The organism is Flavobacterium sp. 245, assembly GCF_004362055.1.
Lineage (GTDB): Bacteria > Bacteroidota > Bacteroidia > Flavobacteriales > Flavobacteriaceae > Flavobacterium.
This window is the reverse complement of the sequence record NZ_SNXB01000002.1, coordinates 307,150-325,862: the sequence shown is the minus strand read 5'-3', so window position 1 is coordinate 325,862 and position 18,713 is coordinate 307,150. Positions and strand designations below refer to the sequence as shown.

The window sequence follows — 18,713 nt, the reverse complement described above, 5'->3', positions numbered from 1 at the left end:
TGCAATCATCATTGAGTTTCCTAATAAAATCAAAGTTTTTTGCATAATAATCAGACCATTACTTTATGGTTTCGAGGTTATATTCTGAAACTATAAAATTGCCAGATTCCATTAATAAGTTATAAGGATTATTGAGTTTTAAAATTATTTTCTGAGCTATTAAATCACTTTTAGGACAAGTTTTTGAATTGTATAAATTGCCTTGTATACATGCAAGCATAAGTTTACGGTAATTTAACGAATTCTATATTTCGGGCTCTGGATAAACTTACTTTCATTGAGCTAATTTTATTTTTTTTGTCTTTTAAAAAGTAAAGATTCCCACCGAAATCCATAATATTAAAAGCATTTTGATAAGTTGAAACTAATTGATATTCATTCTTTGGCTTTAATTGAACGAATAATTTTCCTTCTTTTTGAAAGATCATTAGTGTAGAATTGGTTTCGGCAGAAAAATACTTCCCGGTAAAAGAGTCTAAGTTTGAATTTTCTGCAATTTGAACTTTTGAAAAAGTAATAGTGTCAGTATTAGTGATATAATTTAAAAGACCTTTTTTGTGATTTATTTCAATTATCCTTGAACCATTTTTAAATCTATATTCAGATTCTGATTCAAATGGAAGCTTGTTAAAGAAAAGTTTTCCATCTTTTATTTCTATTTCAGTTCCCACACCAGTTCTGTCATTTTTATACCAGCCAGCATAACTATCTAAAACCGATTGAGCTATATTTATTGTTTTTTCTTTTTCTTCAGTTTTAGCCTTTTCTTTTTCTGAAATAAAAAGATCCCTCACAATATCGCCCAAATAGTTTTTACTGTTATCAAATTGTGAGGTATTGCTCAAGAATGCAATTGAAAGATTCAATTCTGGAAATGTTTCTAAATATGCCCTGTAGCTTGCTGTAGCTCCATCATGCATAATTTGCTCATAGCCATTATATTTTATAATGAATAAACCTGCAGCATAATTATTCATTTTGCCATTATTGAATTTTTCAGTTTTACATTGTTTGGAAAATAGTGAAGGAGTTCCAAATTTACCCGATTGATAAAATTCATTCCATTTTAATAAATCTTCAGTGGTTGTTAGTAAACCGCCATTGCCATACGCATCTTCATTTGGCATATTAGTTTGATATTCATCTTTTTCAAGATTATAGGCTATAGCTCTTTCTTTTACGATTCGGTTATGGTTGTCTCTCCATTCTGTATGTGTCATTCCTGCCGGAATAAAGATATTTTTTTTAGTAAACTCTGCCAGACTTAAGCCAGTAACTCTTTCTACTATAATTGCAAATAATGTATAGTTAGAATTGCTATAGATAAATTCGGCCCCAGGTTTATTGTTTAAGGTCTTTTGGGATGTGATTATTAGTAAAGCATCATTATTTGTAAAAGTTTTTGTAGTTCTACCCCATCCGGTGAGACCAGCAATGGATCCCCAATCTTTTAAGCCGCTGGTGTGATGCATCATTTGTTCCAGAGTGATAATATTTCCATAATCAGGAAGTTCTGTAATATATTTTCTAACATCATCATTTAAAGAAAGTTTTCCTTGTTGTTCCAGCAGTAAAATTGCAGCCGCGGTAAATTGCTTAGAAACGGAACCAGCTTCAATTTTTGATGTTAAGGTTAGAGGCACATTATGCTCTAAATCTGCCATTCCATAAGCTTTTGAGAAAATGATTTTTCCATTTTTCTTTATGGATAATTGAGAACCTGGATTTTCTGGTAAATAAATCGCCATCGCTTTATTAATAAGGGCAATAGTATCGTTTAATGTCTGTGAAGTGCAATCAATAGATATAAGTAGGAGTAAACAAAGAAATATTCTGATTTTTTTCATGGGAAGTCTTTTTTGTTGGTCTTTTTTTGTGGTTAAACAAAAATATAAATTGTTTACGTAATAAGTCTTTGAATTGCGTCAAAAATCTGATTTGTATGTCCTGTTTGGGATTGACGGGGTATTATAAAATAAGTAATTAGGGTTGGATTCGAAGTGCAATAAGTCCCAGAGGGTAGGGAGGCAGAGGGTTACCATTATGCACATTTCACACTCTACGGTTTATAATTAATCTTTATATTTGGAAGATAAAATTAATAAAATGAGCGAAAAAACGAAACCGTATGCCTTAATAACTGGCGCCAGCAAAGGCATTGGAAAATCTATTGCTTATGAATTGGCTAAACAGGGTTATCCAGTATTGCTTGTTGCAAGAAGTGAAGCCGAATTAAAAACACTATCTGATGAGCTGAAGGTTAAATACGGCATTAATGCTTCTTTTTTATCTATTGATCTTTCGATAAACGGCGCATCACTAAAAGTAACCGATTGGATAAAAAGCAATAATTATCCTGTTGGCGTTTTAGTTAACAATGCGGGTTATGGTGTCTGGGGCGATTTTAATCAGTCTTCTCTAACCGATCAGCTTGGTATGATGCAGCTTAACATGAATGTAGTTGTAGAACTTTCACATTTATTAGTGCCCATACTTTCACAAGAAAAACAAGCCTACATTTTAAATATATCGAGTACTGCTGCCTACCAGGCTGTACCTACGTTAGCGGTTTATTCCGCTACAAAGGCTTTTGTTTTATCTTTTACCCGTGCCTTACGTTTTGAACTTGCCCAAACTTCAATTTCAGTAACCTGTTTTAGTCCAGGCCCGGTTGATACTGGTTTTGCCGCTAGAGCTGGTGTAAACCCTCTTAATAAAATGGCTGAAAAGTTCAATATGCAACCTGATGAAGTGGCAAAAATCGCCGTAAAAGCCATGTTCAACAAAAAATCAGAAGTTATTCCGGGTTTTACCAATATCATTTCGGTTTACGCGAACCGTATACTACCAAAGGCTTTTATCGAAAAAACGGCTGCCGGAATTTATAAAATTTAAATTTTTCAAAAAAAAAATAAAAAAATATTCTTTGCAAATAAGAAATTATATTACATTTGTGTAAATATCTACTAATTCTATAGAGTATATCTAATATGAGAAATGAGTTTAATTTTACTAAAGATCGAATGCACGCCAACACTATGCGAATGTGTTGCTGTTGTTGCTGTTGCTAATACTTTAGATAAAATTACAAACACTATTATTTCAATTATTAAATATATTTATTATGGTATCTTCTTATAAAACTTTTACCCTTACTGAGCAATTAACTAATGAGCAAATTGCCTTTTTTAACGAACATGGTTTTATCCACTTCAAAAAATTTATAAATCCGGAAACTGTTTCATCCATCATTGATGCGTCAAAGCAAGTGCAGCAAAAATGGATTGACAATGACCTTCAAAAAGTAAATGGTGTTCCAATTAAATATGGAAAAGATTTAGATGGATCTCCTATTGTACAACGTTTTGCTTTTATCAATCAGCATCATCAAACCTTAAGCGGTCTTTTACTTGATCCAAGATTTAATGGATTACTACCATTGGCAGGCGAGGGTGCAAGATTAGGTACTGAAGAGAAAGACGGAATGGTTTTCAATCATTATATCAATGGGCCAGAAAGTAAGTTTACTAAAATGGGCTGGCATACAGATGGTTTAAGAGATATTTTTTATGGCGCAAAATTAAACCCGATGCTAAATGTGGGTATTCACTTAAGCACTTTAAAACCCGAAAACGGTGGCCTTAAAATTATTCCGGGTACGCACAAACAAAGTATTTATCAAATGCTTTTCCGTAAAAAGTACTTTTTAGATAATAAACCGGATCCACAGGAAGTTGCTATAAATCCAGAAGCTGGAGATTTAACCATTCATGATGGCCGTTTGTGGCACAGAGTGGCAGAATCAACTATCCGTGGCGAAGAAAGCAGACGAAGAGTTATTTATGTTCCGATTATAGCCGGAAAATATGCTCCTAAAGATGAGAATAGTCCAACGGTTTTCTATCAACGTTTTGCAGGTATTGTTAAATAATTATGCTGATTGTCATTGCATTTAGTTATCTGGTTAGATCAGGTAAGCTAAAAAGAACCAGCAATTTCTTTAAAAATACGCAAAGAAAAATAAAACTGAAAATTATAAAACTAGATTGGCTTTACTATCAGGCTTACTAATATTGGGCTATCAATGGGAAAAGAAACACAGATTGAAGGTTATACTGAAATTGCACAAAGAACATTTTCAGACCGTCAGCGAACTAATATTTTAAAAAAAGCAGAACAGTTAACGATTGTGTTTTTGCTTCCAAAAGTGCCGAAATTCATTTCTCCAAACATACTCACTTTATTGGGTACATTGGGTTCGGGATTGGTTTTTTTAGCTTTTGTTTTAGGTACTAATTTTACAAAATGGTATTTGCTTTTGGGTATTATCGGATTGGCTATAAATTGGTTAGGCGATTCTTTAGATGGAAGATTGGCTTATTATAGAAATATTCCGCGCCGATGGTATGGTTTTGCACTCGATATTATTGCCGATTGGATTGGTATTATACTTATAGGCTTTGGCTACTACATATATGCTAAAAATGGCACACAAATAGTAGCCTTTGCTTTTGTCGCCTTGTATGGCTGGTCTATCATCATCAGTCAGTTGCGCTACAAAATTACAAATGAATACAGTATCGATTCTGGTTTTGTTGGCCCAACAGAACTTCGATTTATTATTGCATTCATTTTAATTACAGAAGTTTTATTTCCTGGATCAATTACCTATTTGGCTGGCTTAATCACTATTATATTGCTTATAATTAATATCATAGACAGCTTAAAACTTTTAAAGTTGGGCGATTTAAAAGATAAAAACCAAGACTGATATGTTCAGTAAAAAATCCATTTTCACTTTTCTACAAGCACAAGTTGCTGCATTTTTAGGAGGCATTACCGATTATGGTCTGATGATTTTATTGACAGAAGTATTCAAATTGCATTTTACCTTTTCTATTCTAATCTCTGGAACCGTTGGCGCCATTATCAATTTCAGCATCAATAGATTTTGGGTATTTAAAAATCAATCGGGTTATAGCCACCACATCAATAATCAGCTTTTTAAATTTGGGTTGGTTGTATTGGGAAGCATTTCCTTAAAATCATTTGGTACGCTTATTTTTCAAAAAGTATTCCAAATCGATTATAGAATCGGGAGATTAATCACGGATCTTTTTGTTTCGTATGGATTTAATTATCCACTGATTAAATATTGGGTTTTTAGGGTAAACGAAAAACAGAATGCAATCGAATCAAATTAGTGTATAAATAATTATGGCAAATCAAATCCGTTTTTATCCGCGTTTTTACGAAGTAAATCTGTTTTATCCGCGTCAAAATTAGACGCTGATTTTACTGATTCGCTAAAGCGAAAACGCTGATAAAAACGGATTTTTCTAATTACTTTCCTGATTAAACCTTTAAATAATTTTATAGTTTTTGCCTTAATTTAGGGGTTATAAAAAATTTCTCTATGAATAAATTACCATTTCAATATTTTACAAAAGCACTAATCGTTATAACGATCTTAGTAAATATAATTTCTGGAAATCTATTGGCACAATCCAAAAATCCATCGCCATTACATTTTCCAACGCCGAAAAATATAGATAATATGCTGTTTTACATTCAGCGAGACCCGAATATAAACACTGCTATTTATGCCATAAACTATCAGGAAAATGGAAAAATAGACAAAAGCAATCCTATAATAGCCTATTGGATTCGATACGCTGAGAAGGGAGAAAAAAAAGATTTTAATTATTTACAACGCAAATTTGCCTACGGAATAGAAAGTAAATCCTTAAATAATGAGGAGTTTGAACTTCAATTTGTATCGTATAAAAAGTTACCCTTAACCTTGAAAAAGTTAGATTCAGACCAAAAATATCATGTTTTTGTAAGTGTAAATCAGAAAAAGATTCAGGTAGAAAAAATATTTGTGCGCATTGAAGGAGGTTCTTTTTGGTTCCCAAATGTAAAATATGCCGAAATTACAGGAATTGATGCTTCTTCAAATAAAACAATTATGGAAAGAATGTTGTTGAAATAAGGCAACTACTATTATTTAGATGAGCGAAAGGTTGACCTTTCAAATGTGATACAAATAGAAACCGGCAGCATAAAGTCAGCCGGTTTGTATTTGTAAAGATTTTATTTTATGTTTTGTATACAAGCAGATTTACCATTCACCATTATATCAACCAGTCCTAAATTTTCATTAAAAGTTGTTCTTACATAACTACCCTTAACGAGAACAACAGCACCATAAATTTTTCCACTTTTTTCTGATACAAAATTAAATACGACCCTTTTGTTATCAGGACTAATACTCAGTTCGTAACTTGAAAATTCTGTGTTTTTTATAGCAAATTCCTGTTTCGTGTCAATTATTTTATCACCAACGTAAAAATTGACAACCTTATCACTTAAGCTTATATCTGGATAATATTCATTAACTTTTTTTAGCAATTCATATTGTGCAGCGTTAGCATTCTCAGTTTTTGATGTAATGTTTTGTGAAAATGAAGCTATTGAAAACATAAAACCTAGAAATAAAATGTACTTTTTCATAATGTTGATTTTTAATTTTTAAAAAAACAGGTTTAAATTATTAACCAATTTACGAATATTTTTTATATTTAATTGTTTAACAAGTGTTTATGTTTTTGTTTGTGATGGTGTTAAGGATATTCTCGCTTAGTACTATTATTCACAAAGACTAATTCCCGATCGCTCGGATGGGCACAACGATATCGCGAAAATTCTTTCTGTTCCGTTTCTATATTAATAAAAATGGGATCTTCTTTTTTTAAATTTGGTTAGGATTTACTTTTCGGGCAAGGATTAAAAATCCGCGTGGTCGGCTTCTGAATATGTCTGGCTGGGTGTTTGGGAAGAAAACCTAAGAGCAATCCGGTTTTATGAAAAGAATGGTTTTGTTGAGTTTGACAGACACATTTTTAAATTGGGAGATGATGAACAAACAGATATTATGATGAAACTGAAACTAAATGATTAACAAGACCGTTAACGCCAATTTCTTTTATTGGCGTTATTTCCTCTTTTTATTGCTGGCTGCAATTAATTTCGTTTTTTTACCTCTATAAAAATAGTTTAAAACACCTAATATTTTCACTAAACAAAAAAGCTATGTTAAGAAATTTTCTAATAACCATAAATTTTCTACTGTTATTTAGCTGTCAAAATAAAAGTGTTTCCGAAGCGGAAGAACCAGCTGATAAAAATATCGAAAAGACTGCTCCTCAACAAACAATAAAATTGGAAAAGCATCATGATAGTAAGCCAGAAGATAATGAAGTTTATAATACATCTGCGGTAGAAGTTCTTCCAAAATTTCCTGGTGGCATAGAGAAGTTCCATGCTTTTTTAAACAAAAATTATGTTACTCCACAAGAAGTCATTAAAAACGAAGCCACAGGAGGTATTTTTGTTAATTTTATAATTGAAAAAGATGGAAGTGTTTCCAATACAAAAGTTCTTCGTGATTTTGGTTATGGTTCGGGAAAAGAACTAGAAAGAGTTTTAAAATTGTCACCAAATTGGATTCCGGCAATCAAAGGTGGAAATCCAGTACGATGCTTGTATAGTGTGCCTTATTACGTTCAGTAGTTAATAAATTATGTGTGTTAGAATGGTTTGAAGCCAAGTCAAGACAACCGACGTGAAATTAAAACTGCTTTTGTATAATAGTTAAATAGTGAAATAAGAGCATAAAAAAACTCCAGATCAATGATTTGGAGTTTTTTTTGTGACCTCAACAAGACAAATTTCTGCGAAATTTATGGAAGATTTGAAAAGATTGTCATACTACATGTAATGCCTGTATTTGATTGGCTTTATGAATTTGTTTTGGATGTGCCTATTTGAGATTGATGTAAATTCGTCTCCATGAATTTAAAATCATTCCAGTTCTTAATTTGCCAGTATTTAATTAGTGATGATATATTTTAAAATGTGATGACCAGTTTCCCAAAATGGGATCCGCTTTCAAGTCTCTTAAAAGCATCAATTGTGTCCTGAAATAAAAAGGCCGAATCTATAATGGGATGAATTTTTTTTGCTTCTAATGCATTATTCATTCTCAGAAACATTTCTTTAGAACCAACGTTTATGCCCTGCATTTTAATTTGTTTGCTCATTAATTGTGCGGTATTTATATTTCCGGTAAGTCCATTCATTATTCCTATTACAGATATTGTTCCGTCAAGGGCAACGGCTTCGATAGATTTGTTGATATGATCACTGCCTACAACTTCTACAATGTGTTTTGCTCCAAGTCCGTTGGTGATTTTCATGACTTCATTTTCCCATTGCGGTACACTTTTATAATTGATCAAATGGTTTACGCCCAGTTTTTTAGCACGTTCTAATTTGTCATCACTTCCGGATAATAAAATAACTTCTGCTCCTGCAGCTAATGCAAACTGCATTGAAAATAAAGATACCCCGCCAGTTCCTTGGATCAGTACGCTGTCGCCGGCTTTAATATTTCCTTTTTCCATTAAACCATGCCAGGCGGTTATTGCAGCACAGGGCAGGGTAGCGGCTTCTTCATTGGTAAGATAATCAGGAACTTTAATTACTTCATTTTCTTTTAAAATGACATATTCCTGAAGCATTCCATCATTGGCATTTCCTCCCAATGAATTGACTAATTTTTCAGAAGACAGTTTTCCATCCATCCAATTGGGGAAAAATAAACCTGCGACACGATCATTTACTGCTACTTCCGTTACCTGATTTCCAGTCTCTATTACAATTCCAACACCATCAGAAACGGGAATTCGCCCAAGGGGTGGTTTCCATTTATCAATGCCTTTAATGACCAGCAAATCCCTGTAATTTAAAGAAACTGCTTTTATCTGAATTAAAATTTCATTTGGGAGCAGTTTGGCATTATTTTTTTCAACTAGTTTTAAAGTTTCGATGCTGTAGTCCTTCGTTATTTGATAAGCTTTCATATGATTAAAAGCCAATGAGGATACACAAAATCTGATTCTAAATACAATATTCCAGACTTCGTTTCTCAATTGGGACTACAAATGTAGGGCTTAATCAAAGCTGTTAATCCGTGTTCGCCAATTGTGAGTTACTCATAAATAAGTGAGTAAGCGCTATACAGGCTATAAAAACATTTATTGGTTTCAGAATATAATAAAAGAAGAAAAACAGCTGAAATGATGACCGATAAACCTTAAGATTTTTTCATTGAAGTTGGCTGAATACGAACTTCATAAGGAATATGCTGTTTGCCCCAATTACAAAGTTCATGCAAGACTTTAACCAATTCCTCTCCACTGTCTGTAATACTGTATTCGACACGAAGCGGAATTTCTTTAAAAACTTCTTTTTCAATTAATTTAGCAGCAACCAATTCGCTTAAAACTTTGGAAAGTACATTATCCGAAATGCCATTTAAACATTCCTTCAAACCAGAAAAACGTGTAACATCTTGTTTTATAAGTACTAAAATCTCCGACACCCATCTTTTTCCAATAATACGTACAACCTTGTTTAAAGTGCATCTTTCATCAAGGTAATATTCATTTAAAGTATTTGTAGAGTTTAATTTCTTTGTGCTCATATCATTTAGTACTACTGGCAGCCAATACAAGCTACTATTCAAAAATAGTTAATATTTGCCAATAATTATTTATTGTTGGTTTTCTATTTAAAATATGAATAAAAAAACGGTTCAAAATCGATCTGTAATTTTTTGATTATTTCTCGCTACTAAGGATTTCTCGAGAAAAAATCGAACCCTAAAATGTAGCAAAGGCTTGAAGAATATATATTTTTGGATATAAAAAAGAGACAACTATTATATAGTTGTCTCTTTAAATTTTAAAGAAATTGGCTTGTTTTAAAGTGAATTTGTAAGATAATTATGTTTTTTTTGAATCTACAATTTGTATGTATAGTAGAGGTTTAAATGTTATTAAAGACTCCGTAGATATATTCGGGAAATCTCAGGAACCATTTATATTAGTCTTTGTGTAAGAAATAAGTTTGAATTGTTATAAAGAGTAGGCTTGTAATGTTTTTCTTGCCCATTTTCCCCAGTCTTTCAAAGCATCCAAAAGTATTTTGTTTAGTCCTTTATTGTCAGTGGGTTTGCCTTTAATTGGTGGGGCTAAATCTTTGTCAGAAACTGGAATTTCTGTAACTTTTGTAGCAAACCATGTCATATTTTCGTGTGGCATAGCCAATCCTAAAATTGTTCCGGGTAATCCTGTAAAAGATTCAGGGCCACCAGCAAATGGAATTTGAATTGTGTAATAGGCAACAATATAAACAGAATCGAGAACTATCGCATTTGCTCTGCGGCATTCATAGCCCGCAATTTCTCTGGTTTCATCGGTAATTTTCCAGTCAATTTTACGTAAACTATCTGTAACTAAATATAAATCATCGTAAACGTTTTTTTGGGTAATGCTGGTTTGGGTATCTAGATCTGTGGCGATAACATTTTTTAAATTAGCCATAGCATCATCTGCAATCCAATTGTTGTTGCTTGTTGATTCATTGGTTTCATCCCATTTGTATAAACTTTTGTTTTTTGAAAAGGTGAGTGTACTTTTTGTAGTTTTAAATTGTGGATTGTTTTTTTTATAACCTTCAAAAGCTAATTTATAATAACTCTCTGTTTCTCCTTTTATTTTTTTTGAAATCAAAGCGTACATATTTGATTTTTTTTCAAATTCGATAATGCCATTTTGTACAAAGTGATCATTTTGTGCAAAAGCATTGCAGCTTGTCAATACAATTATTAAAATTAAGATGCGATTCATCATTGTTTTCATGATTTTAGTTTTGTTTAATTTCTCCTCCGCCCATTTTGCTGAAGTCCCAGCTTACAGAGAACATAAAGTATCTTTGGATAGTCGTATAAGTGCTTTGGTTGATATTTCCGTTGAATGCAGAACGATTAAATCCTACATTTTGGTTCAAAAGATCTCTTCCTGTTATAGAAACTTTTAAATTATCTGATTTTAAGAATTTTTTGGTGATAGATGCGTTCCAAATAAAACGTTCAAAACTCTCCTGAATCACTTGCGTTTTTCCATTATATTGATAATTACCATCGGTGCTAATTTCTAGTTTGAAAGGCAATTGTACACTAGACCAGAAATTTCCATTAAAACCCCAACCATTACTGTCACTATTTTCGTTAATGCTTGCATTAGCAATGTTGTATGTAGGTCCGAAGTTGACATTAAAATTATATTTTTTTTCTTTATTCTTTGATAAGCTTAATTCAAAGGAATAACTTGAGTTTTTAGTTTGATTCAGTTTTGTATTGATATAATTATAGTTTAAATTTTTACTGGCGCTTAAACCAATTCCTGCTCTCATGTCAATGGCTTTGATTGTTTTGCCAATATTACTATTCAAAAAATAACTTGTTGCAGCTTTGTTTTTTAAGTTTACAAATTGAGAAATACTTTGTCCTCTATCATTTGTAATCACATTACTTATTATTGGATTTAGTGTAAAATTATACGATCCATTAACCGAAAAATATTGATTGCTAAGTACTTTATACGAATAATAATTTCCTCTAAAATTATTTTTAAAAGAAGGATCTAAATCTGGATTACCCAAAATCGTATTTAATGGGTTTTGATTATTTGGTATCGGTTGTATTTGTTCTAATGTTGGCTGATCGTTGTTTCCGTTGTACGACAAACGCAGTGATTCTCTTTGTTTAAAATTATATTGATAGCTTATTTGAGGCATATAGTTGACAAATTTTCGATCAAAAGAACTGTCTCTATAAACATCATATTGCTTAAATTTTACACCACTAAATTTAGAACCAACAGAAAAAACAGTTTTGTTTTTTTTGTAATTAAAAATCGCTCCAAGTTGGTTTATTGTTTGATCTAATTCATAATTATTACTAAAGATGGAATCCAAAACATTATAATCACCATTTGGAGATTGATTAAAAGATTTACGATCAGCTTTTCCGTTACTAATGTTGAATCCATAATTAAGAACTACAGTTAGGCTTTTGGATAATGGTTCAGTATAGATTAAATTTGATTTAAAAGCTGTATTCTTAATATTATTGACTTTATTTTGATCAACTACTTTGGTGCTATCTGGACTAATTACGGATGGTGTAAAAAATTCAGCTCTAGAATTTAAATAGCCATCACTTTTGCTATCTGTACTTGATTGGCTTAAATTAAGAGATAATGTTCGGCCCGTTTTTTTAAGTCTTTTGGTTAATAAAGTATTAAAATTAAATGTTTTATCATCAACGTCGTTTGTAGTTCTCTGGTTCAAATTATTCAACTGGTTACCTTGTTCATCCGTACCTTTTCGCATTTCTGCTTCACTTGAATTACTTTTTTTGAATAATCCATCAACATTTAATTTTAAAGTTAAAGTAGTATCAATTTTAATTTCATAAGTTAGATCAAGTTTATTTTTAGTCATGTTTTTCTCAAAATTCTTGTCTGAAGTATTATAAATGCTACTAGAACTTAAATTTTGCTGGTTAATATCATTGCGATTTCCTGAAAGTTTTATATCGCCAATTTTATAATTTACATTGATAGATTCTTTATCGTTGTTCCATTTATTGTCAAAATGTATTCCGCCAGTTTGAGTTACTGGAATTCCTTCACCATTAAATTGTCCATCCCAACTGTCAAATTCATCATTTCCATTGTTTGTAAAATAAATACCGCCGTCATCAGTTACCTGATAACTGTTTTGGCCATATTTATCTTTATCTCCCCATCCTAATCCTACTTGTCCTGTGTTGCCTAAAATACCATAAGCTGCTAGTTTTTTCTTATCCCAAAACTTATTAAACATGGCTTGACCTTTGTAAAAATCATTAGTTCCTCCTCCGAGCTCTACTTTCCCGAAATAACCATTTTTTTTGTCTTCTTTAAGTTTAACATTCAGCGTTTTGGTTTTTTGACCATCATCAATTCCTGTAAAAGCGGCTTGATCACTTTTTTTGTCGTACAATTGTACTTTATCAACCATGTCCGCACGCAGGTTTTTTGTAACTAAAGTGGGGTCATCACCAAAAAATTCTTCACCATCAACCAAAACTTTGGTTACAGTTTCGCCTTGAGCGGTAATTTTCCCATCCTTATCAATTTGTATTCCTGGGAATTGTTTTATCAGATCTTCCACTTTTGCATTAGGTTCTATTTTAAATGCTTTTGGATCAAATTCTAACGTATCTCCTTTGATTTTCATGGCGGCTCTATTGCCTTTTATAATTATTTCGGATAGTAATCTTCCTTTATCAGCCAAATTAATTTTACCATAATCTTTGATTAACTTTGTGGAATCAACAGAAAATTGATCTACAAAATCAGCATATTTGGGATAAGAAACTAGTAAAATAAATTTACCGGCTTTAATATTATTCAACTCAAAAGTTCCGTTTTCCTTAGCTCGTGTAAATTTTACTAAAACAGAATCTTTTGCTCTTAACAAAGAGATTGATGCTTTTGTTAAAGGAGTATTGTTTATAGTATCCATTACATATCCTTTAACTGTGCCTGATGTTTGTGCTTGTAAAGTATTTGATAAAAAAAGAAAGTAACATAATACTAGAATTGTTTGTCTCATTAATTGGTTGTGGTTTTTTGAAAAAGAGGCATTATAGTTCTATTCTATTTTTTGAGAAATAGAAATAAAATGCACTTGTCGTGTGATTTGTTTTTTTGAGTAAGTAAGATTGTAGATTCTAAAATAGAAATTGAAATAGCACCTTTTGATACGGAGTTGCTGAAGTATAGTGACTTGGTTTTATGAAATTCATAATTTTTTTGGAAGGTTTTGGCGGTTAGCGGTGTTAGTTTTAATGATATTAATTAATAATTATTACTATAATAGTTAAATGTGTGCATGGTTCAAATATAAATAAAAATACTACAATATTAAAAAGGACATTACTTTTATTTTTATGAATTATTTACGTTGCCAATTTGTTTTTTTGACAATATTTTCATACAGGTATATTGTTTGGTTCTGTCGCATCTACAACTAAGTTTTATCTTTGCCTTTTTTAAATTCTTAAACTTATGAATACAAAAGGTCATCGCTATCCGAAGTCTATTATACTGCAGGCAGTATATTTTAAGCTTAGGTTTACTTTAAGTTATCGAGATGTTGAAGAAATAATGAAGATTAGGGGCGTGATTGTGGATCATGCTACGATCCAACGTTGGGTTTATAAATTTGCGCCTTTCATTGAATCAGAGATGAAGAAGAGAAAGGTCAAAGTGGGGGTAAGCTGGAGATTGGATGAAACCTACATAAAAGTAAAAGGTATTTGGTGTTATTTGTACAGGGCAGTAGATAAATTAGGTAATACGGTTGATTTTCTTTTGACTAAGAAAAGACAGAGAATGAGCGCTCAGTCTTTTCTAATTAAAGCAATTAGTACTAACGGCACGCCACGAGTAATAAACATTGATAAAAGTGGTTCTAATACAGCAGCGATCAAAGTCTATAACAGGCGCTCGTTCTCAAAGATTAAAATCCGGCAATGTAAATATCTGAACAATATTGTCGAACAGGACCATCGATTTATCAAGTGGCGCATACAAAACGGATTAGGCTTTAAAAGTTTTGAATCTGCAAAGAGAACTTTAAGCGGTATTGAGGTTGTGCATATGCTTAGAAAGAATCAGATGGTTAATCCCGGAAAAACTATGTTTGAATCCTTTTGTAAATTAGCGGGCTAACTTTTAAATAGCTTAAATTCTTATACTTTATTCTGACAGATGCGACAGAGCCAGTTTGTTTATTTATGAAGAAAATAAAGCAAAAACGAGTCAAACTCATTTATTGATAAGGGTTAAATAAAAAAATGGCGCCAATTGTCTTCAATTGGCGCCATTTGGCTTTGTGACAGCAACAGGACAAATTTCTATAAATTTTATGGAAGATTTGAAGAGATTGGCTTACTACTGGTAAAGGCTGTCTTTCATTAGCTTAAAGAATTTGGTTTGGATGTCCTGTTGGGGATTGATTGAAAAATGTAGTATCAAAAAGCAGATAGTTAAATTCTTTTATTAAAAACTTCCTTAAATTTTTGCGTCAAAAAAGATATCCACTCCAAATCTCATATGCTACGAATTTGCCACAAAATTTGATTTACTGCTTTACATATTTGTTATGAGTAAAGTTTTATCTATTTTGTTATTCGATTATGATATCAAATGTTTAAACACGAAAACAATTTAATTTTTAGACAACAGATCATCAAAGAAATCAAAAATAAAAACCTCCAGAATCAAAATGTAGACTGGAGGCTTTTATTTAAAAAATCAGGATATATTTAAGATTTGATAAATTCTAAAATATCGTTATTAATTGTTTCTGCCTCTGTTGTTGGCATACCATGAGGAAATCCAGGATAAGAAATTAATTTTCCATTTTTCAAAAGAGCAGCAGCTTTAGGAGCCTGATTATATGGAACGATCTGATCATCTTCTCCGTGAAGAACCAATACAGGTATGTCTAAACTTTTCAAATCTTCAGTAAAATCGGATTCAGAGAAAGCTTTAATTCCTTCATAATGAGCCAGTACAGAACCCATCATTCCTTGACGCCACCAATTGTGTTTGATACCTTCCTGAACTGTTTTTCCTTCACGGTTCCATCCGTAAAAAGCGATTGGGAAATCATAGAAATATTGTGCTCTGTTAAATCCGGTTCCTTCTCTGATTTCATCAAAAACAGACAATGGGACACCATCAGGATTTGCCTTATTTTTGATCATGATCGGCGTAACAGCACTAATAATAATGGCTTTAGAAACACGTCCTTTTCCATATTTTGATGCGTAGCGAATTACTTCGCCTCCGCCGGTTGAATGGCCAATATGAATCGCATCTTTTAAGTCAAGTGCAGCGGTTAATTCTGCTACGTCTGCAGCATAGGTCTCCATGTTGTTACCTTCAGAACTTTGACCAGAACGACCGTGTCCGCGTCTGTCATGAGCAATAACTCTATATCCTTGTTTTAAGAAAAACATCATTTGCGCATCCCAGTCGTCTGCTGATAAAGGCCATCCGTGGTGAAAAACGATAGGTTGTCCTGTTCCCCAATCTTTATAATAAATTTCTGTTCCGTCTTTTACTGTAATTGTGCTCATTTTTTTGGTTTTAAGATTAATAAAATTAAGAGTATCCTAATTTTGGTATTGTCGTTAAATTCTAAGTTTTTATCATTTTTTATTTGACTTAGATTTCTTTGACAAATTTATATAGGAAGAGTAGAGCAGTCGATTAACCTAGATTAAGTAATGAATTGTAACAGCGCTATTACTATTTTTAATCTAAATAAATGCCTCAAAAGTCTTCGCTAACTTATTTTTATTTGAAAAGAATTACATGTGTTTTATCTTTTCGTAAATGGCAGGATCGTGTTTTTTTACTTTTATTTTCACGTATTTAGATGCCGGCATATTGCTTTCTTTCACCACATTATTTACAGAAACCAAAACATTGGTTTCAGGAAAATAAGTGACTGTATTTCGCTCTGGAATTTGATAAGAAACAATAAGGAATAAAGGTGCAATTCTTTCTATGCCATCATTATAATTAAAGAGATCTACTTTATCTCCTGCTTTAAATCCTGCTTTATCAATATCATTTTGATTCATAAAAATAACACGTCGTTCATTTTTTATTCCCCTGTAGCGGTCATCCATACCATAAATAGTAGTATTAAACTGGTCATGCGTACGAGTTGTGGCCATCATATATTCATCTGGTTCCAATTCATTATCTGGAATTTCTGTTAAAGTAAATGCCGCACGATCAGCAGATTCTTTAGCCGTAAATTGACCATGGCGAGGAGCATTAGGCAAATAAAAACCGCCCTTTTCGCGAACTCTACTATTGTAATTTTCAAAACCTGGAATGCAATTTTCAATAGCTTCTCTCACATCATCATAACTGTCGTGGTATCGCTTCCAGTCGATGACTGATTTTTCTCCAAGAACAGCCATCGCCATTCGGCAGACAATTTGAGTTTCGTTTATCAATTGATTCGAGATAGGTTTAAGCACGCCTTTTGAAGACTGCACCACGCCCATAGAATTTTCTGTACTAATAATCTGCACTTCTCCGTTAACGATATCCATATCACTTCGGGAAAGCGTAGGAAGAATAAGAGATTCTTTTCCGTGTATCAAATGGCCTCTATTGAGTTTTGTCGAGACACACACCAGCAGTTTCAGTTTTCGAAATGCTTCTGCGGTATAAGTCGTATCTGGTGCCGCCGATAGAAAATTACCGCCCATGCAGAACATAAATTTTACTTTCTCGTCATGAATCGCTTTTATCGTTCCAACTACATCATAACCGTGATTTCTCGGCGGACTAAATCCGAAATAATTTTGAAGACGATCTAATTGTTCATTGGTAGGTTTTTCATCAATAAGCATGGTTCTGTTTCCTTGAACATTACTGTGTCCGCGAACGGGACAGACTCCTGCGCCGGGTTTACCAATACTTCCTTTAATCAATAAAATATTGACAATCTCTCGGATCATATCGACACCATTTGGCTGCTGGGTAAGTCCCATTCCCCAGCAAACAATAATTCTTTTTTTGAAAGCCAGTATTTTTGCTGCTTCTATAATTAAATCTTTTGGAACTCCAGATAGAAAGGCAAGATGATCCAAGTCTAAATTTTCAAACTGTTTCTCAAAATTTTCAAAACCAGTTGTTTTGTCTTTGATAAATTCATGATCAAAAACTTCACCTGGGTTTTTCTTTTCTAATTCAATTAGCAAAAGTTCAATAGCTTTTAAAAGTGCCATATCGCCGTTTATTTTTATCGGAAGAAAAAGGTCTGTAAGTTTTCCGCCTGATCCAATTATCCCTTTTATAGCCTGTGGATTATGGAATCCCATTAAGCCAGCCTCAGGTAACGGATTAACCGCAATAATTTTTGCGCCATTGTTTTTGCCTTTTTCTAAAGCACTCAGCATTCTTGGAGCATTTGTTCCTGGATTCTGTCCGATTATCACAATCACATCGGTATCATAAAAATCTTCTAGAGTAACCGTTCCTTTTCCAATTCCGATTGTAGTTTTCAAAGCTGTTCCAGAGGTTTCGTGGCACATATTGGAACAATCTGGCATATTATTGGTTCCAAATTCTTTTGCAAAAAGCTGATAAAGAAAGGAAGCTTCATTACTGGTTCTTCCCGAAGTATAAAAGGCCGCTTCATTTGGAGATTCAAGCGCATTTAAATGGGAAGCAATTTTTGTAAAAGCCTCATTCCAACTTATGGGCTGATAATGTGTACCGCCAACAGGCAAATACATAGGTTCGGTCAATCTTCCCATTTTTCCAATTTGGTAATCGTCCAATTTTGAAAGGCTGTAAACAGAGTTTTCTTTAAAGAAAGCAGCATCAACTTTTTTGGTTGTAGCTTCTTCAGCCAGAGCTTTTGCTCCGTTTTCACAATATTCGCCCAAAGGAGATCGATCATCATCAGGATCTGGCCATGCGCAGCTGGAACAGTCAAAACCGCCCATTTGATTCATTTTAAATAAAGCTTTTCCGCCTCTTAGAATGGTTTTGTCTTCTATAAGATCGCTTACCGCAGCCATAACCGCAGGAACGCCGGCAGCCCATTTTTCTACTTTTGTTAATTTAAGTTTCGAAAGCTGGTACGGATTTTCTGCTTCAGGTAATTTATGGCTTAAATCAGCTGTTTTTTGTTGTAGATCTTTCTTCATTGTA

Annotated in this window: 15 protein-coding genes and 1 pseudogene; 8 read left to right on the top strand and 8 right to left on the bottom strand. The window is 32.8% G+C overall.

What is annotated here, in order from left to right; genetic code table 11:
* Positions 1-224: 224 nt before the first annotated feature.
* The gene (locus EV145_RS04745) at positions 225-1,847 is read right to left on the bottom strand and encodes a serine hydrolase domain-containing protein (protein ID WP_133524072.1); all 1,623 of its coding nucleotides are present in this window, start codon (positions 1,845-1,847) and stop codon (positions 225-227) included.
* Between the two features lie 259 nt (positions 1,848-2,106).
* On the opposite strand from EV145_RS04745, the gene EV145_RS04740 reads away from it, so the two are divergent.
* The 5 genes from EV145_RS04740 to EV145_RS04720 all read left to right on the top strand — a co-directional run bounded on the left by EV145_RS04740 (position 2,107) and on the right by EV145_RS04720 (position 5,995).
* A complete protein-coding gene (locus EV145_RS04740) occupies positions 2,107-2,895 on the top strand; it encodes an SDR family NAD(P)-dependent oxidoreductase (protein WP_133524071.1) in 789 nt (262 codons plus the stop codon).
* Between the two features lie 229 nt (positions 2,896-3,124).
* Positions 3,125-3,931 (top strand): phytanoyl-CoA dioxygenase family protein, encoded by an 807-nt coding sequence (locus EV145_RS04735; protein ID WP_133524070.1) that lies wholly within the window; start codon positions 3,125-3,127, stop codon positions 3,929-3,931.
* Between the two features lie 153 nt (positions 3,932-4,084).
* Positions 4,085-4,771, top strand: coding sequence for a CDP-alcohol phosphatidyltransferase family protein (locus tag EV145_RS04730; RefSeq protein WP_133524069.1), 687 nt, complete (start codon positions 4,085-4,087; stop codon positions 4,769-4,771).
* Position 4,772: 1 nt separating this feature from the next.
* A complete protein-coding gene (locus EV145_RS04725) occupies positions 4,773-5,204 on the top strand; it encodes a GtrA family protein (protein ID WP_133524068.1) in 432 nt (143 codons plus the stop codon).
* 212 nt (positions 5,205-5,416) lie between these two features.
* Entirely contained in the window at positions 5,417-5,995 is a 579-nt protein-coding gene (locus EV145_RS04720; RefSeq protein WP_133524067.1) for a DUF4833 domain-containing protein, read from the top strand.
* Between the two features lie 101 nt (positions 5,996-6,096).
* Here EV145_RS04720 and EV145_RS04715 read toward each other — a convergent pair whose 3' ends face one another.
* A complete protein-coding gene (locus tag EV145_RS04715; protein ID WP_133524066.1) occupies positions 6,097-6,516 on the bottom strand; it encodes a hypothetical protein in 420 nt (139 codons plus the stop codon).
* 298 nt (positions 6,517-6,814) lie between these two features.
* Between EV145_RS04715 and EV145_RS22565 the strand changes: the two are divergent.
* Both EV145_RS22565 and EV145_RS04705 read left to right on the top strand, forming a co-directional pair.
* Positions 6,815-6,964, top strand: a pseudogene (locus EV145_RS22565) (GNAT family N-acetyltransferase); the annotation flags it as partial.
* A 131-nt stretch (positions 6,965-7,095) separates the two neighbouring features.
* Positions 7,096-7,575, top strand: coding sequence for an energy transducer TonB (locus tag EV145_RS04705; RefSeq protein WP_133524065.1), 480 nt, complete (start codon positions 7,096-7,098; stop codon positions 7,573-7,575).
* Positions 7,576-7,913: 338 nt separating this feature from the next.
* Here EV145_RS04705 and EV145_RS04700 read toward each other — a convergent pair whose 3' ends face one another.
* The 4 genes from EV145_RS04700 to EV145_RS04685 form a co-directional block, all read right to left on the bottom strand.
* On the bottom strand, positions 7,914-8,927 hold the full coding sequence (locus EV145_RS04700; protein WP_133524064.1) for a zinc-dependent alcohol dehydrogenase family protein: 1,014 nt from the start codon (positions 8,925-8,927) through the stop codon (positions 7,914-7,916).
* Between the two features lie 233 nt (positions 8,928-9,160).
* Positions 9,161-9,550 carry a winged helix-turn-helix transcriptional regulator gene (locus EV145_RS04695; protein WP_133524063.1) on the bottom strand — a complete coding sequence of 130 codons (390 nt, stop codon included), beginning with the start codon at positions 9,548-9,550 and terminating at the stop codon, positions 9,161-9,163.
* A 433-nt stretch (positions 9,551-9,983) separates the two neighbouring features.
* Positions 9,984-10,760 carry a GLPGLI family protein gene (locus EV145_RS04690; RefSeq protein ID WP_243739197.1) on the bottom strand — a complete coding sequence of 259 codons (777 nt, stop codon included), beginning with the start codon at positions 10,758-10,760 and terminating at the stop codon, positions 9,984-9,986.
* 13 nt (positions 10,761-10,773) lie between these two features.
* Positions 10,774-13,482, bottom strand: coding sequence for an outer membrane beta-barrel family protein (locus EV145_RS04685; protein ID WP_243739196.1), 2,709 nt, complete (start codon positions 13,480-13,482; stop codon positions 10,774-10,776).
* A 545-nt stretch (positions 13,483-14,027) separates the two neighbouring features.
* On the opposite strand from EV145_RS04685, the gene EV145_RS04680 reads away from it, so the two are divergent.
* On the top strand, positions 14,028-14,693 hold the full coding sequence (locus EV145_RS04680; protein ID WP_133524060.1) for an IS6 family transposase: 666 nt from the start codon (positions 14,028-14,030) through the stop codon (positions 14,691-14,693).
* Between the two features lie 596 nt (positions 14,694-15,289).
* Here EV145_RS04680 and EV145_RS04675 read toward each other — a convergent pair.
* Together EV145_RS04675 and EV145_RS04670 are read right to left on the bottom strand one after the other, a co-directional pair.
* The gene (locus tag EV145_RS04675; protein WP_133524059.1) at positions 15,290-16,108 is read right to left on the bottom strand and encodes an alpha/beta fold hydrolase; all 819 of its coding nucleotides are present in this window, start codon (positions 16,106-16,108) and stop codon (positions 15,290-15,292) included.
* A 234-nt stretch (positions 16,109-16,342) separates the two neighbouring features.
* The gene (locus EV145_RS04670) at positions 16,343-18,709 is read right to left on the bottom strand and encodes an FdhF/YdeP family oxidoreductase (RefSeq protein WP_133524058.1); all 2,367 of its coding nucleotides are present in this window, start codon (positions 18,707-18,709) and stop codon (positions 16,343-16,345) included.
* Positions 18,710-18,713: the final 4 nt, after the last annotated feature.